Genomic DNA, 16,488 nt, shown 5'->3' with positions numbered 1-16,488 from the left:
GCACATGCTTCATCAAACAGGAAGGAATGCAAAACATATGAGAAGAACTGCATCTCCCGTCGCGCGCGTGGTTCGCGTGCTGGCAGCCGTGCTGATCGGCGGCAGTGTCGCCGCGCACGCGGCGACGTTCGACCTGAGCCCCGAGCAGCCCGGCCGGCCGCGCGGCGCCGTGAACCCGGCGGTCGAGCACGCATTGCCGGCCGGCTTCCGGTTCGCCGAAGCGAATACGCTGACGATCGGCATCGCGCCGAACCTGCCGCCGCTCAGCACCTATGCGACCGATGCGCGAACGGTGGTCGGCTTCGATCCCGATCTCGCGCAGCTCATCGCGGACAGCATCGGCCGCAAGCTGAAGATCGTGCCGCTCTCGTGGGCCGACTGGCCGCTTGCGCTGCAGTCCGGCAAGGTCGACGCGGTGATCTCGAACGTGACGGTGACCGAGCAGCGCAAGGAGAAGTTCGACTTCTCGACCTACCGGAAGGATCAGCTCGGCTTCTACGTGAAGCACACCAGCCGGCTCGCCGCGATACGCGAGCCGAAGGACGTCGCCGGGCTGCGCGTCGTGACCGATTCTGGCACGAACCAGGAGAAGATCCTGCTGGAGTGGAACCGCCAGAACGTCGCGCGCGGCCTCGCGCCCGTCGAGATCCAGTATTACGCGGATGCGGCGGAGCGCTGGGTCGCGCTACAGTCGGGGCGCGTCGACACGATCTTCAGCGTGAACTCGATGCTCGCGTACCAGGCGTCGCTGCGCGGCGATGCGAAGCTGATCGGCACCGTGAGTGGCGGCTGGCCGCGCACCGCGGACGTCGCGATCACGACGCGCAAGGGCAGCGGGCTCGCCGAGCCGCTGACCGTCGCGATCAATTCGCTGATCGCGAACGGCAGCTACCGGAAGGTGCTCGAGCGCTGGCGTCTCGACGCCGAGGCGGTCGACCGGTCGCAGACCAATCCGCCTGGGCTGCCGCGCACCTGAGCATGGCAGCCGCATGAAGCGGCGCGATCGATTGCCGGCAGGTATGGGGCCGGTGCGCGTCAGCGTGCGCCGGACCGCGCACGGCCCGGCTGCGCGCGATGACGGCCGTTCCGGTCGTGCGCATCGAGCGCGACCGGGAGTTCGATCACCTTGTCGTGCACCTGGTAGCGACGGCGGATCAGGTAGACGGGCCGTTGTTTCGACGCGTCGTGGACCCGCCTGACGTATTCGCCGACGGCGCCGATCCCGATCAGCCCGATCCCGCCGACGAACAGCGGGACCGGGATCGGCGCCGCGTAGCCGAGCACCGGGGAATTGCCGGACAGCCACGTGTACAAGACGATGAACACGCCGACCAGCAACGCGAGCGCGGCGATGCCGATGGCAACGTAGGCCCAACTGCGCAGCGGCGCGGTGCCGAAGCGGGCGATGCCTTCCAGCGCGACATTCCTTAGCTGCCGGCCGAAGAACGTCGAGCGGTCGGCGCTGCGCGCGTCGCGCCGGTATTCGACGATCACGGCCCGGTAGCCGACCCACGCGAACAGCCCTTTCATGAAGCAATGCCGCTCGGGCAGGTTGCGCAGCGCATTCACGACCTTGCGGTCCATCAGCCGGAAAGCGCCGACGTTCTCCGGTAGCTGCGCGTCCGACAGCAGGTTGTGCACGCGATAGTCGATCGCGGCCGCGGTGCGTTTCGCGAACGAATCGCATGCGCGGCTGCTGCGCTTCGCGGCGACGACTTCCGCGCCGTCGCGCCAGTGTTCGATCATCACCGGAATCAGGGCCGGCGGGTCCGGCAGGTCGGCGTCGAGCGCGATCACCGCGTCACCCCGCGCTTCGTCGAGGCCGGCCGTCAGCGCGGCTTCCTTGCCGAAGCGGCGGGTGAGGTCGATCACGCGTACACGTCGCTCGGCGGCGCCGATCCGGACCAGGCGTTCGAACGTGTCGTCGCGGCTCCCGTCGTTCACGCAGACGATCTCGAAACGGATCGTGTCGATGGACGTCATCAGCGGAATCACGATGTCGAAGAAGCGCTCGACGGCCTCGCCGTCGTTATGAAACGGCACGACGAGCGAGACGAGCGGCAGGTAGCGTGGTTCCCGCATGACGATTCCCCTTGCGATGTCGTGTCACCGAAGCGTGCCGATGGTGGGCCGGTCGGTGCGGCGCACTCCGTACGCCGGGCGGCGGTGCATTCTGGCCGGGTGCGTGAACGCGGTTTCGGTCGAGTAGTCGCGTGCGTCCGGCATCGACGGCACGTCGTGCCGCTCGCGGGCGATCCGGCCGACGAGCAGCCCGAGCGACGCCAGCGTGACGAGCGGCATGAACTGGAACGACAGATGCGGGACGACCGCGACGCCCGCGAACGGCATCACCCACAGCAGTAGCAGCCATTCGCGATCGAAGCGCCGCCAGCCGTGCGTCCACGCATAGCGCGCGTACCACGCGATCACGAGGCCGTACCAGGTCAGGTCGTAGTCGTACAGACCGGGGCTGACGAGCAGGCATGCGCAGGCGAGGGTCGCGGCGCGCAGCGCATACGCGCACGCGCCGCGCCACGCGTAGACGACCGCGAGCGCCGCGACCGCGGCCGACAGCAGTTGCAGGCCGTTCGCGACGATCGCGGGCCAGCCGGCCATCGCCGCGAGCGCGAACACCGACGGCATGCGCGTGTGCGTGGCCATGCCGGTGCCGACGATCGGGTAGATGTCGTCGATCGCATGCGCGAACGTGAGCCACGGGCCGATCCCGAACGCGAGGGTCGAGAGCGCGATGCTGCCGGCGATCGTCGCGGCCCATGCGGCCAGTGCGCGCCACTGGCCCGCGCACAGCAGCGCGAGCGGGAACAGTGCCGCGAGCTGCGGTTTGATCATCAGTAACCCGAAGCAGATACCGGCGTACACGGGGCGGCGGTTCAGCGCGAGCAGCCCGACGCCGGCGAGCAGCGCGGTGAACAGGCTGGTCTGTCCAACGACCACCGTGAGGAACGCGCCGGGGAACGCGAGCGCGCACAGCCACGCGGCATCGCGCTGCACGGTTGCGTGGATCGTCACCGCGAACAGCGCATACGTGAGCCCGAGCCACAGCACGAGCGCGACCGTGTACGGCAGCCAGCCGAGCGGCAGCACGAGCAGCAGCATGGAAGGCGGATAGCGCCACGGCAGCGTGCCGTCCGCGAGATTCATCGTCGGGATCGCGAGCTTCTGTACCGCGTACAGCGCGGGGGAATGCCAGGCATCGGCCGCATGCCCGTGCGCGGCGAGCCACGCGGCGCGCCAGAGCGGCGAGAAATCCTGCGACAGCGGTTGCAGCACGCCGTTGTGCGACAGATGCATGCGGATCACGTGGATGACGATGAACAGCAGCTCGCTTGCCAGCACGACGCCCGCAAAAACGCGTATGCGCTCGCGGTTGAGCCAGTGCGGATAGCGGCGCGGGCCCGCGATCGGGAGTTCCGGATGCACACCGGCGTACGGATGCGCGTGGCGTTCGGAACGCGACGATCTCATCGTGCGCTCCGGGACGCGAACGCCGCGCGGCGCGCGACGACGAACAGCACCGCGAGCAGTACGATCGGCCTGATCTGCGGCAGCTTGGTCAGCCGGTTGAACTTTTCGACGATCGGCAGCAGCCACCCCCGCGCGACGATGCTCTGGTCGCCCGGCGGCCGGGCATCGTCGACACCGTGCGCGGCCGCGCAGACGGCCGGATACGCGACCATGACGCGCGCTGCGGCGCACGGCACGGGAAGAAGCGCACGCAATCCCGACAACCATGAGACGGCGAACGCGGAGCATAAAAGACTGCCCGCGAAAAAGAGGAAATATGCGGGCAGGAAAGGCACGAGGGCAACCGTCGCGATGAAAGGCAACATCGTCGGCGGATAGAACCAGGGAAGCGGCCGGTGCTGCGGAGACGCAACGAAGTGCGCGAACCCGGTCGGCAGGAATGAAGCGGATTCGTAGGCCGACGCGACACGGCCTTGCGTCAGCCGATCGGAGGCGATCCGGGAAACCGGGAAGTCGACATCGAAGTGGGCGATGGCGTTCGACGTGAAGCCGTCGGTCACGACGCCCCGGGGCGCGAGCCACGCGACGCAGCACATCGGCACGATGTAGCTGTCCGGAACGATCCGGCCGGCTGCCAGCCATGGAGCGCGGCGTATCGCTCGCCCGCGCATATCACGATGGGCTGTGTCCATGATTCCCCGTATGGCGTCGAGGCTGCTTGGTCTGTCGCAGCCGTTTCATGTCGTCTTGCGCGCGGATCGAATCGATCTGAAGAGGCGCAATCCGGTGAGTTCATTGTTGAAGAAAAAATCGCAGGTTGCAAACCGCCTGCTGAAAGCAGGGAGCGATTCGGGTACTGAATGCGTGCGAAAACGGGATTTTCAGGTATGAGAAATCCGCGAAAACGGAATGCGTGTTTCTACATTGAAACGTTTCGTCATTTCGACCGGCCGTGCGTGCTGCCGATTCGGTAAAACGCGACCGGTTTCGCGCGTTCGGGAAAGTCCTGAGCAAAATCTTTTTTCCTTGCCACAGCGCGGCGACGGGCGATCCGGCGTGCAGCACGTGCGGGAAGACATCGATCATTTTTGAAACATTTTTGGCGCGCGGCCCGGGGGCAGGCCACGCGGGTATCGCCGGAACCCTTGATGCGCGTGCCTTTCGTCGTCGATGGCCGACTCTTTTTGTGTAAGCGTTGACACGGCAACCGACGCAGCGACGATCGTGCGGTTCCGGTTAACCAGATCGTCCCGCCGGTCGCTCCGTACACGCCTGTGCCGCACACGGCGTCATTGATACCCGTTAGCGCGGAAAGAGGTGCGTATCCCCGTTCCCGCCGCTGAACGGCGCGTTCCGAATGCTCGAGTAGCGCCGGTGGTGTCCAACCCCATTGTCGTGATCGACGAAGGGAATTCAATGGCAGTCCGAAAGGATAATGCTCGTGTCGATAGTCATCGAAGAAATTGCGTAGTTCGTCCGGGATCACGGCGGCATGACTGCCATCCAATGCGGCTGGGTCGCCGTCCGAATCACAGTCGGAATCGTCCTCGTGCAACCAGGTCGACCGGAAGATGCTGAACACCGAGGCGCGACCAAGCCGACGCTGCTCGACAACACGCCCGCACCCGAAGCGCTCGCGGCGTCGGATCACGTGCGACAGCAAACCAAGCCAGAGAGGATGAACGCCCGCCATTGAATGAATAAAACAATACGCGTGATTGTTCATCTCCTTGTCGATTTCAATGATTTATCGTCGGATATTGGGAGGTCGTAAAGAATCGGTCGTTTGCAGAAATGACCAATGCTTGGAAAGCTATTTGTAATGCGTGACGCGAGCGGCCTTCCAGCCGGGCGCAAGCACGGGCGAACCGCGCGCAGCGGCGCTGTGCATCACCTGAAAAACTCCTTGCAATAACCGGCCCGAATTTCTACATTATCCAAAATCAAACGCGCGTGACTGTACGAACGACTCAAGCGTTATCCGTACCGGAAAAGCCGAATAAAAACATTTGAAAATCAAGCGACTGCCCGACAATACGCAAAACAGGCCGGTAACGCACGATCGAGGCCGGGGGACACATGAACGAGCAAGCAACGACGAGCACGCGGCCTGACGTTTCACCGAGCAGGCGTCCACGCACCTGTCGCGCCGCGCATCCGCCGCGCACCTTCCCCGGTCCGCTCCCGCCCGGTTCCTGAGCGCCGGCGCCGTCGCGCCGACAGACGTTTTCCGCACCGATCTCTCCCGCATGCCGATCCACACCGGCCCATACAAGGCCGGCGTATCGACGCGCGGGTTGGCGCCGGTGCCGGCATGACCCATCCAACGAGGGACCCAGCATGGCCATCGATGTGCCTGTGACACGCCGGACGTTTCTGAAGCTGGCCGGGAGCGGCGCGCTCGTCGCGATTTCGATCACTCATTTACCGGCGCTCGCGCTCGGCACGGCCGAGCAGGCGGACGACGGCGCGAGCGGGCCCGCCTGGGCGCCGGTGCCCGGCAAGGCGCGCTGGCGCATCGACGGCATGCCGAAGGTGACGGGCCAGAAAATCTATGCACGCGATTTCAAGTCGCGCGACTTCGTCGGCTGGCCGCAGCAGGAGAGCTGGCTCTATGCGTTGCGCTGCGATCGGGTCGACGCCGTGTACGAAGGCTACGACCTGCGCGTGCTGCCGCCCGAACTGCGGCCGATTGCCGTCGTCGACAACGCGCTGCTGACCGCGCGCCGGATTCCGTTGGCGCCCGCCCCCGATCCGATCGCGAACCAGGACATCTACTGGCTCGCGCGCACCGGCCACCCGGCGGACTGTTACGGGCAACCGGCCGCATTGCTGATCTTCGAGAACTTCGATGTCTATCGTCGCGCGAAGAAGCTGCTCGATTTCAACCGCAGCGTAATCCGCTACGGCGCGCCGGTCGCGCGCCCGAACGACGTACAGGCCGTGCCGTACTCCCCCGTGACCCTCTACGTGCGCGACGACGCACGCAAGTTCAACTACGTCGACAACTACCAGACCGGCAGCGACGGCAAGCCGACCGAGCAGTACCTGAAGGAACGCGAGCAGGCGGTGATCAACATCGACGCGACGATCGACCGCCATGCGGCGTCCGGCGAATGGATCGGCGTGCGCGCGATCGACCGCGACGGCTTCGAGACGCCGGCGATGGACCCGATGTTCATGGAGCCCGAAGCGGGGCTCGCGTGGTACGACGCGTCCAGCGCGAAAATGAACCTCGTGCTCGGCACACAATCGGCGAACGACGATGCGACCGGCGCCCTCGCGCTGTTCGACGGCAGCGACGTGTCGGTCAAGGAGGTGCACGTCATCGCGTGCTATCCGGGCGGCGGTTTCGGCGGCCGCGACAAGTCGTATTTCCCGCTCTATCTCGCGCTCGCCGCGCCGTTCGCGAAGGGCGCGCTGCGCTGGCAGCAGTCGCGCTACGAGCAGTTCCAGGTCGGGCTGAAGCGCTGCGAGACGCAGTTTTCGGAATCGCTGTGGTTCAACCGCCGCGGCAAGCTCGAAGCGCTCACGTGCGACTTCCTGCTGAACGGCGGCGGCAAGAAGAACCTGTCGCCGTACGTCGCGCAGCTTGCCGCGCTGAGCGCGATGAGCTGCTACGAGATTCCGCGCGCCCGCGCGCAGGCCGCGTCGACCTATACGAAGGAAGTGTTCGGCGGCTCGCAGCGCGGCTTCGGCGGGCCGCAGGCGTTCATGGCGATCGAGACGCTGATGGACGAGGCCGCGCGCCAGCTCGGGCTTTCGCCGTTCGCGATCCGTCGCGCCAACCTGCTCGGCAACACGCCCGGTCTCGGCAAGGGACGCGCGATCACGGGCGCGCCGATCCTGTTCGACCTTCAGCTCGATGCGCTGCTCGACCGGCTCGAACGGCACCCGTTGTGGCTCGATCGAGAAACTGCCCGGGCCGAACGAGGTGCGCGCAATCTGCGCTACGGCGTCGGGCTCGCGATGGCGAACGAGGCCTACGGCACGTCCGGCGACGGCATGTTCGGGATGGTGCAGATCCTGCCCGACGGCCGGTTGCGCGTGGTCACGCCGTACACCGACATGGGCAACGGCGCGGCCACGACGCTGGGTCTGGCGCCGGCCGAATTTCTCGGGCAGAACGCGCAGACGATCGCGATGAGCGAGATCGGGCCGTTCAACGCGCTCGGGCTCACGCATTCGAGCAATCCGGCGGCCAATCCGAAGACGGTGCGCTATACGTACGGTTCGTCGAGCGCCTGTCTCGGTGCGTTCCACCAGTACCACGCGGTGAAGGGCGCGGCGCAGGCGCTGTTCCTGCAAAGCGTGCTGCCGGCCGCCCGCGCGTGGTGGGGCGTGCCGGTGCGGGCCGAGGACGTGCGCTGGGCCGATCGCGCGCTCGTCGCGAACGGGCTGGCGCCGATTCCGTGGCCGGCGCTGCTCGGCACCATCACGAAGATGGGCCTGCAGACGGTCGCGGCCGTGCATGCGAGCTATGCCGGGTACTTCTGGAAGGGCACCTATCCGTTCGCGTCCGGCAACGCGCAGATCGACTACGACTACGTGGCGGTCGGCCTCGATCCGTATTTCCTCAAACCGCTGCCGCGCACGCTGCAGGCGCCGCCGGTCGACACGAGCCTCTACGGGCGCACGACCTATGCGCCGTCGGCGTCGCTCGTCGGCGTGTCCGTCGATCCGGCGACCGGGCGCGTGAAGGTCGAGCGCGTGGTGTCGGCGGTGAGCGTCGGCCGGCAACTGTCGCCGGAGCTCGTCGAAGGACAGTCGCAGGGCGCGGTCGCGATGGGGATCGGCAACGTGCTGACCGAAACGTGTCCGCTCGGCCCCGACGGGCCGGGCGGCGGCAGATGGAACCTCGATCGCTACCAGGTGACGCGCCTGCCCGACGTGCCCGCGCAGGAGCTGATCGCGCTGCCGCCGCCCGGCAACGATCCCGCGAATGCGCGCGGGATCGCGGAAGCGGTGATGTGCCCGATCGCGCCGGCGCTGCTCAACGCGCTGGCGATGGCGACGGGACGACGATTCAGGGTGACGCCGGTGACGCCGGACAAGATTCGGGAGGCACTGCAATGAGCGATCCGGTCCGCATGACCATCAATGGCCGGCCCGTCGAGGCCGCCGCCGCCGATAGCGACATGAACCTCGTCGATTTCCTGCACGAACGGCAGGACCTGACGGGCACCAAGCTGTGCTGCGGCATCGGCGTGTGCCGCGCGTGTACGGTGGGCGTGCGCAACGCGCCCGACGCACCGATGGAAAAGACGCTGTCGTGCTCGACGCCGGTCAGCGCGATGGCCGGCATGCACGTGTACACGATCGAAGGGCTCGCGCAGGGCGGCACGCTGTCGCCGCTGCAGCAGAGCTTTCTCGAATCGTTCGCGTTCCAGTGCGGCTACTGCGCATCGGGATTCCTGATGGCCGCGACCGCGATGCTCGACCATCTGCGTACGCAACCGGTGCACGTCGCCGAGCTGGACGCGATGATCGAGACATGGGTGGGCGGCAACGTGTGCCGCTGCACCGGCTACGTCAAATACGTCGAGGCCATTCGCAAGGTGGCGATGCGCTACACGAAGGAGGCGGCATGACGATCCGGACCTGCGTCGCGGCGCTGGCGATGCTGCTGGCCGCGCCCGTGTCGTTCGCCGCCGGCGGCGCCGATGCGTCGCTGCACGCATACGCGCAGCAGTGCACCGACGAAATCGGCGAGATTCCCGCGTTCGACTGCAACAGCGGCACCGACGTGCCGATCACCGTGAACGGCAGCGTGCCCGCGCGGTATGTGGCACACATGACCTGCGATCGCCCGGCGCTGTTGCCGTACGATGCGCCGACGTCCGGGCAGTGCACGCCTTACTCGAAGATCCTCGATCTGTCGCACGGCGACACGCAGATCTCGGCGTTCTGCCGCCGCAAGCAGATTCGCGCGAACCGCAGCCCGTACTACGACGAAGTCGACATCGTGCTGCACCACGTGCGCAACGGCAAGACCTGCTGGTTTCATGCGGACAAGGGTGGCACGGGCGGCATGGACGCGTCGCGCGTGCCGCCGCCGAACGAGAAGACGCCGCCGCCCGGCCGGCCGTCGGCCGCGGAATTCTGGTGGACGCCGGCCGCGACCGCGTCGAAGCGCTGCGTGTCGTGCCACGATGCGAGCCCCGTCATGTACAGCCCGTGGATCGGGCAGGTGTGGAACCGCGTGCCGACCGATCCGTGGGGCAAGTACGTGAACCTCGGCGCCGACTTCGCATCGTGGACGTCGCACGCGATCAGCACGCCCGGCAACACGTGCATCGGCTGTCACCGGATCGGCGACCAGAACAGTTGCAGGATCTACGTGCCGCTCGCGGCCGGGCTGCTGCCGCCGCCGAAGGGCAGCAACCAGCTGGCAAGCAGCTATCCGCTCACGCACTGGATGCCGATCGACAACAACCGCAGCCGCGAGGAATGGAACGCGGCCAACGTGAAGTCGGTGAGCGACCTGCTCGAATGCTGTTCGGCGCGGGGCAAGGACGATCCGAAGTGTTCGTTCACGCCGGCGGCGCAGGCGGCGAAGTAAGTTGTCCGGAGGAACGGCGCCCGCTCGAGCGAGGCCGGTGGTGCCGCGGCATCGGATCGCGCATGCGCCGCGGCCGTTTCTACCCGCCCGCCGCCCGTCAGGGCCGCCCTTCGTCCGGCACGTCGGGCGCCTTGCCGAGCTCGCCCATGATGATCCGTGCGATTTCGTTGGCCGGCGCGCGTCCGTCGGGCGCGGCAGCCGTGTTCGCCCACGTGACGATCGTCGTCCGGGTGAGCGGGTCGTAGCCCATGAACGTGTTGAAGCCCGGTATCTCGCCGGTATGTCCGTAGAACGTGCCGAATTTGGCGAGGCCCATGCAGTAACTCGCCGACATCGGGTCGGTCGGGTCGACCGGCGTGCAACTGGCGAGCCGCTGCGCCTGCAGGTCGGCGTTCAGGTAGCCGCCGCCGACCATCCGCTGCACGTACGCGGCCAGTTCCGTGATGGTCGACATACCGGAGCCGGCCGTCCATGCCCACGACGTATTCGCGCCGGTCACGTTGGTCGGTTGCAGCGTGCCGTTTTTCGCGTCGGCCTGTCGTTGGGGCGACAGCGCGTCGCTGTCGGTCGTCTCGGCATTGGTGCCCCATTGATAGCCCTGCGGCGCCGGTGCCGGCAGCGACGTGTCCTGCTGCGGCGGGAGCGCGGTATGGGCGAGGCCGAGCGGCGCAAAGAGCCGCGCGTTCATCGCATCGGCCGCGCTCGTGCCGGTCAGTTGCTCGATGATGAGCCCGAGCAGCACCGTGTTCGTATTCGAGTAGCGAAAACCCGCGCCGGGCGCGAAATAGACCGGCTGGCCTTCGGCGATCTCGAGCAACGCCGACGGGGTCCACACCTTGCCCGGTTGCGCATCGAGCGTCTGGTTGAACGCGAGATTCGTCGAATAGTTGTAGAGGCCGCTGCGCATGGTCAGCAACTGCTCGATCGTGATCGTATTGCCGTTCGGCACGTTCGCGACGAACTTGCCGACGGTGTCGCCGAGGCTCAGCCGGCCTTCCTGCACGAGCTGCAGGATCACGGTGCCGGTCCACGTCTTCGTCACGCTGCCGACGCGAAAATGCGCATTCGTCGGGATCGGCGTGTTCGTGCCTCGCACGGCCGTACCGAACGATTCGAGCCAGGTGCCTTGCGGCGATTGCACATAGACGACCGCGCCGGGCGTCAGCGTATCGGCGAGCAGCGCGTTGATCTGCGGACGCGCTGCATCCGCGAACGCGGGCGTGCCCGAGGTCGGCGAACTGTCGCCGCCGCAAGCGGACACGGCGAGGCCGATGACCACGGCCGGTGCGACGGCAACCACGCCGTGCACCAGCCGCCGCGAGACGTGCGACAAGAACCGGGAGGGGGCTGACGGAGCCATTGCGCGGTACCTCCGTGGACGGGACGTATGGCCTGCGTTGTCTTCTCCAGAACTATAGGACAGGCGCACGGGCGCCGGCAGCCTGCATGATTCGTCGGACGAGACAGCGTGCCGGCCCGTTTGCCCGGTCGAACTCGCCGCCGTCACTGGAAGTGATGCACGTAGCGCAGCACCATCCGCGTGCCCTGCGGCCGGTTGCGTGCATAAGTCTCGAAGTACGCGTTGAACATCAGATGATCGTGCGGCGAGAAGCTGTACATCGCCCCCGGCCCGATCGCGAACACGGCTTCCCGCGTGCCCGGCACGTCCTGCCCGTTCTGCTTCATGTCGGTGGTCTGGCGCAGCCAGTAGCCGTTCAGCCCGAGCCGCAGGCCGGGGCGCACTTCGTACTCGGTCGCGAAGTTCGCGTGGATCGCCTGGCCGGCCTGCGTCGACGTCACGTCCGGGCCGAGCGACGTGGCCGGCTCGTGGTTGATCGCGTTCCACAGATAGTGCAGGCGCCACGACACGGTCCAGCGGGGCGTGAGCCACAGCGTGGCCGCCCAGTACGGGTCGAACGACCAGAAATGGCTGCCCGGATTGATCGCGCGCGCAGGATCGTACGCGCCGGTCGGCGCGACGAACTGGAATTCGACGCGCTGCGCGAAGCGCGGGCCCTGCGCGCCCATCACCGGGTCGAACTGGATGAACGGGCCGATCAGCAGGTCGCCGAAGCCGGCACGCGCATTCAGCGCGACGTTGCCGATGCCGTCGTCGGTCCGCGCGGACCCGATCCACGGCACGATCACGTCGAGGCCCGGATGCATGCCGGCGAACGTCAGCGGCGACTGGTAGACGAGCTGGCTCAATCCCGCGAACAGGTCGACGTCCTGCTTCGGCAGCCCGACCCTGTTGCCCGCGTTGTCGTTCACGCGGCCGGCCGTGTAGTACTGCAGGTACTGCGTGCCGTACCAGCCGGCGCCGGCCGGCGGCATCCCGTCGAGGAAGCTGGTCATGCCGAGGTTGACCGCGGGCAGGTCGGTCGCGCCGGCCGGCGCGCTTGCGGCCATGCCGGCCGCGACGAAACCTGCGACGACGAGCAGGCGAGCGCCTGATTTCATGTTCACCACCTCCAGTTTATTCATTGGTATAACTAATCAAATGGTGCGTGAAAGATCGGGATGATCGGCGATCGCGCGATACTGGCCGGCATGAAACACGAGCGGCGCCTTGCCGAACGCGTCGAACTGTTCGATCTGGCCGATGAAGAGCAGATGATCGCCGCCTTCGTAATGGCCGACGTTGCGACACACGAAGCGCGCGCTCGCGCCGTCGAGGCAGGGCACGCCGCCGGCCGCCGAATCCGCGTGCGGCACGCCGTCGAACTTGTCGGCGCGGGGTGTCGCGAAGCGGCGCGACAGGTCGATCTGGTCGTGCGCGAGGATGTTGATCGCGAAGTGCGTGGCCGCGACGAAATCCGGGCGGCTCGGCGCGACCTTGCGAAGACTCCACAGCACGAGAGGCGGATCGAGCGACAGCGACGAGAACGAATTCGCGGTGAGCCCCACCTTGCGGCCGTCGGCCGCGCACGTGGTGATCACGGTCACGCCGGTTGGAAATTGCCCGAACGCGGCGCGCAGCTGCATCGGGTCGAGGGCCGGGCGATCGGTAGCGGTCGTATCCATGTCGCTCACGCCGCCCGCGCGCCGTGTTCGCGGATCATCGCCGCGCAGGCCGACGGCTCGAACCACCACGGCGCGAACCGGCGCGGATCGTCGAAGCCGTCGACGATTTCCTTCGCGAGCGACGGGAGCTGGCCGGCCGCGCCGAGCAACTCGAGGACGTGCGGCGGCGGCGGCGTGAGCAGCGAGTTGGTCCAGCGCACGACGTGCTGCGCATAGGCCCAGTAGCCTTCGAACGTCTGCTGCATCCAGTCTTCGCCGAACGGTGCGGCATCGCGCGCGACGATCGCATCGAAATACGCGCGCGCGCATTTGGCCGCGTTGTTCGAACCCTGGCCGGTGATCGGATCGTTGACCACCACCGCGTCGGCCATCCCGAACACCGTGCGGCCGGAAGGCAGCCGGAAGAACGGCTTGCGTACCGTCGGCGCGAAGCGCCCGGCCAGCGTGCCGTTCGGATCGGTCAGTTCGACGTCGCGGCACCGCTCGAATTCCCACGGCACGTAGTGCCGCAGGAACGACAGGCTGCGGTCCAGATGCTGCTCGGGCGTCTTCACGTCGGCCCAGCAGTCGAGCGGGCCGCCCGGAATGCCTTCGAACACCATGATTTCGCACGGGCCCGTCGTGGTCAGCGCGGGAAACACGAAATACTCGCCGATGCCGGGCAGCAGGTTGAAGCGCACGCGCGAATACGGCTCGCTCGGCGTCATCCCTTTCACGTAGGTGAGCGCCAGCGCGCGTTGCGGGCGGTCGAACGCGCTGCGCGCGTCGTCGCGGCCGAGCAGGCCGACGATCTCGCCCTTGCCGGCCGCGAGCAGCACGAGGTCGTGGCTGCGCGCCAGTTCCTCGAGCTCGGGTACGCCGACGTCGCCGATGCGCACGTCCGCGCCGCGGCGCCGCACGCCGTCGAGCCAGTCGGCCATCTTCACGCGCTGGTCGACCGACTGCGCATAGCGGGTCAGCCGCGACGACCAGTCGATGATCTTGCGGCCGTTGCCGTCCGGATGCGGCACCGCGATGCCGATCCCGTCGACGGACGGACACGCTTCCTCCCAGGTGTTCAGGCCGAGGTCGCGCTCGATCTGCAACGACGTGTGGAACATGCACTGGCTCGACATGACCTTGCCGGTGCGGATCTGTTCGGCGTCTCGGTTGGTCGCGAGCGTGACGTGGTAGCCCTGGTCGAGCAGGGCGAAGGCGAGTTGCAGGCCGGACTGGCCGGCGCCGACGATGGCGATGCGTCTCATGGGAATGTCCTTGGCTGGCCGGAGGCCGGCCGGAAGAAGGGTTGCGGAAAACGGCGGCGGGCGGCGCTCACTCCGCGAGGCGCGTAATGGCCGGCACCGCCTGTTCGGGGCCCATCGCGGCATAGCCGCCGTCCACCGCGTAGTCGGCGCCCGTCACGAAGCTCGCCGCGTCGCTGCACAGGAACGTGACGACCTGCGCGACCTCCGACGGATCGCCGACCCGGCCGAGCAGGTGGAACGGCGCGGCGACGCGGTCGGTTTTCGCGCGGTCGCCGTGCGTCATCTCGTCCATCAAGCGCGACCACGTCCATCCCGGCGACACCGAGTTCACGCGGATGCGGTCGGGCGCGAGATCCATCGCCATGCTGCGCGTGAGCTGGCGGATCGCCGCCTTGGACGTCGGGTACAGCCAGCGGCCGGTTTGCGCGCACTGCGCCGAGATCGAGCTGAAATTCACGATCGCGCCGCCGCCGCGCCGGATCATGTGCGGATGCACGGCCTTCGCGAGCATCGCCGCCGACACGACGTTCACGTCCATCGCGGCCAGCCAGTCGTTGCGGGTCGCGTGGATGCCGTTGTCGACGTAGCTGCACGCGAGGTTGACGAGCACGTCGATCGCGCCGAACCGTTCGACGATGGCCGATACCGCGCGCTCGATCGCACGATCGTCGGTGATGTCGAGCGCGACGAACATCGCCGCCTCGCCGAGCGATGCGGCCACGCGCGCGCCGTTGTCCGCATCGAGATCGAGGATCGCGACGCGCGCACCGGCGCGGCTCAGGTCCTGCGCGACCGCGGCGCCGATCAGCGTGGCGCCGCCGGTGACGATCGCGACTTTGCCAGCAAGGGCAGTCATGGCATCTCTCCGTCAATCATGGGGTGAAGAAAGGCGTGCGTCACTGCGCACCCGGCGACGGTTCGCTGTCCTGCCAGCGGCGCATCAGGCCGTTCGACGGCACGGTGACGTCGAGCAGCTTGCGGGCCGTTTCGACGCCCGCGACCGGCAGGCCCGCCGGATCGAGCACGCCGATCTGCACGAGCACGCTCGCCTGATCCCAGTAGATGTGCTCGTGATAGAGCTTGTCGCCGCGAAACTTGACGATCGCGACGAGCGGAATCTCGACACGCTTGCCGGTCGGCGCGACGCCCGGCAGCATCCAGTCGATCTCGGTGGTGTGCGTGAAGCAGAACAGCAGCTCGTCGACGATCTGGCTCGCGCCGACCGTGCGCGAGATCGGCGTGATCGTCGTGTCGGGCGGATTCGCATGCACGAAGTGATGCGTGTAGAAGCGCTTGAGCTCGTCGTGACCGACGCCGCCCGTCAGCGTCGGAATATGGTTCACGTACGGTTCGGCAACCATCGTCGCCATCGTTGCGTCGACGTTGCGCGTGTCGAATTCGTGCGTCAGATGCGCTTCCCACAGTGTGGACAGATCGTAGTGCGGGCCGAGCGCGGCACGGAACGCGGCGATCGCGCGCTGGTGGGCCATCAGCGCGGCGGCCTGGTCGAAATGATCGCCGCCGACGCGCGCGAACGCGTGATCGACGCCCGGATACACGTACACCTCGACGCCGTCGCGCCCGGCGAGCGCGCGGGCAATGCGCTGCTGCGCATCGGGCGGGCAGAAGCGGTCCTGCCCGGCAATCTGCAGCACGAGCCGGCCGCGCAGGTGCGCGGCTTCGTCGAGCGCCTGTTCGATGCCCACGCCGTAGTAGCTGACCGCGGCGGCCACGTCCGGCAGCCGGCACGCGGCGAGATACGCGAGCTTGCCGCCGAGGCAGTAGCCGAGCACGCCGGCGTCGCCCGTGCATTCCGGCCGCTGCCGGAGCGCGTCCAGCGCGGCGCCGATGTCGTCGACGCCCCGGTTCTCGTCGAATTCGCGGTAAAGGGCCATCGCGCGCTCGGCGTCGGCGCCGGCGTACCCGAGTTCGATCCCCGGCGCCTGGCGCCAGAACAGGTCGGGCACGAGCACCGTATAGCCTTCTTCCGCGTAGTAGTCGGCGGCCTCGCGCATCGTCGCGTTCGCGCCGAAGATCTCGTGGCACAGCACGATGCCGGGCCCCTTGCCGGCGGCCGGCGTGCTCAGGTACGCGCGAAACGCGCCGCCGTCCGCAGACGGAATCTCGATGTGACGTCCTTTCATGTGTCCCTCCATTCGTTTCATTGCTGCG

The 16,488-nt window shown here is 67.4% G+C and carries 14 protein-coding genes; 4 read left to right on the top strand and 10 right to left on the bottom strand.

The window, feature by feature from the left end; all coding sequences use genetic code 11:
* The first annotated feature begins 37 nt into the window (after positions 1-37).
* Positions 38-976, top strand: a complete 939-nt coding sequence (locus WJ16_RS18795; RefSeq protein WP_069258557.1) for an ABC transporter substrate-binding protein — start codon at positions 38-40, stop codon at positions 974-976.
* Positions 977-1,035: 59 nt separating this feature from the next.
* On the opposite strand, the gene WJ16_RS18790 is transcribed toward WJ16_RS18795, so the two are convergent.
* From WJ16_RS18790 to WJ16_RS34905, 4 genes are all read right to left on the bottom strand, one after another.
* The gene (locus WJ16_RS18790) at positions 1,036-2,082 is read right to left on the bottom strand and encodes a glycosyltransferase family 2 protein (RefSeq protein ID WP_069258556.1); all 1,047 of its coding nucleotides are present in this window, start codon (positions 2,080-2,082) and stop codon (positions 1,036-1,038) included.
* 24 nt (positions 2,083-2,106) lie between these two features.
* Positions 2,107-3,486, bottom strand: a complete 1,380-nt coding sequence (locus WJ16_RS18785; protein ID WP_069258555.1) for a glycosyltransferase family 87 protein — start codon at positions 3,484-3,486, stop codon at positions 2,107-2,109.
* The gene (locus WJ16_RS18780) at positions 3,483-4,178 is read right to left on the bottom strand and encodes a hypothetical protein (RefSeq protein ID WP_084636072.1); all 696 of its coding nucleotides are present in this window, start codon (positions 4,176-4,178) and stop codon (positions 3,483-3,485) included. Before WJ16_RS18780 ends, WJ16_RS18785 begins: the two co-directional genes overlap by 4 nt.
* A gap of 245 nt (positions 4,179-4,423) precedes the next feature.
* On the bottom strand, positions 4,424-5,212 hold the full coding sequence (locus WJ16_RS34905) for a hypothetical protein (protein ID WP_157126814.1): 789 nt from the start codon (positions 5,210-5,212) through the stop codon (positions 4,424-4,426).
* 614 nt (positions 5,213-5,826) lie between these two features.
* Here WJ16_RS34905 and WJ16_RS18775 point away from each other — a divergent pair.
* Genes WJ16_RS18775 through WJ16_RS18765 form a run of 3 tightly spaced genes read left to right on the top strand, consistent with a single transcriptional unit; the run spans position 5,827 to position 10,048 of the window.
* Positions 5,827-8,562, top strand: a complete 2,736-nt coding sequence (locus WJ16_RS18775; RefSeq protein WP_069258553.1) for a xanthine dehydrogenase family protein molybdopterin-binding subunit — start codon at positions 5,827-5,829, stop codon at positions 8,560-8,562.
* Positions 8,559-9,077, top strand: coding sequence for a (2Fe-2S)-binding protein (locus WJ16_RS18770; protein WP_069258552.1), 519 nt, complete (start codon positions 8,559-8,561; stop codon positions 9,075-9,077). The genes WJ16_RS18775 and WJ16_RS18770 overlap by 4 nt, the downstream gene beginning before the upstream one ends.
* Complete coding sequence (locus WJ16_RS18765; protein WP_069258551.1) at positions 9,074-10,048, top strand: hypothetical protein; 975 nt, start codon at positions 9,074-9,076, stop codon at positions 10,046-10,048. The genes WJ16_RS18770 and WJ16_RS18765 overlap by 4 nt, the downstream gene beginning before the upstream one ends.
* A gap of 97 nt (positions 10,049-10,145) precedes the next feature.
* Here the strand turns inward: WJ16_RS18765 and WJ16_RS18760 are convergent, their stop codons facing one another.
* The 6 genes from WJ16_RS18760 to WJ16_RS18735 all read right to left on the bottom strand — a co-directional run bounded on the left by WJ16_RS18760 (position 10,146) and on the right by WJ16_RS18735 (position 16,460).
* Complete coding sequence (locus tag WJ16_RS18760) at positions 10,146-11,348, bottom strand: serine hydrolase domain-containing protein (RefSeq protein WP_226242745.1); 1,203 nt, start codon at positions 11,346-11,348, stop codon at positions 10,146-10,148.
* Between the two features lie 203 nt (positions 11,349-11,551).
* Positions 11,552-12,508, bottom strand: coding sequence for a SphA family protein (locus WJ16_RS18755; protein WP_069258805.1), 957 nt, complete (start codon positions 12,506-12,508; stop codon positions 11,552-11,554).
* A 36-nt stretch (positions 12,509-12,544) separates the two neighbouring features.
* Positions 12,545-13,072: a flavin reductase family protein gene (locus WJ16_RS34900; RefSeq protein ID WP_069258549.1), complete on the bottom strand. Its 528-nt coding sequence runs from the start codon at positions 13,070-13,072 to the stop codon at positions 12,545-12,547.
* Between the two features lie 5 nt (positions 13,073-13,077).
* Positions 13,078-14,316, bottom strand: coding sequence for a styrene monooxygenase/indole monooxygenase family protein (locus WJ16_RS18745; RefSeq protein ID WP_069258548.1), 1,239 nt, complete (start codon positions 14,314-14,316; stop codon positions 13,078-13,080).
* Positions 14,317-14,383: 67 nt separating this feature from the next.
* A complete protein-coding gene (locus WJ16_RS18740; RefSeq protein WP_069258547.1) occupies positions 14,384-15,172 on the bottom strand; it encodes an SDR family oxidoreductase in 789 nt (262 codons plus the stop codon).
* Between the two features lie 40 nt (positions 15,173-15,212).
* Positions 15,213-16,460: a dienelactone hydrolase family protein gene (locus tag WJ16_RS18735; protein ID WP_069258546.1), complete on the bottom strand. Its 1,248-nt coding sequence runs from the start codon at positions 16,458-16,460 to the stop codon at positions 15,213-15,215.
* Between the last annotated feature and the right edge of the window lie 28 nt (positions 16,461-16,488).

Origin of the sequence: Burkholderia metallica (assembly GCF_001718555.1) — a bacterium.
GTDB classification, from domain to species: domain Bacteria; phylum Pseudomonadota; class Gammaproteobacteria; order Burkholderiales; family Burkholderiaceae; genus Burkholderia; species Burkholderia metallica.
This window is presented reverse-complemented; position numbering and strand designations above follow the sequence as displayed.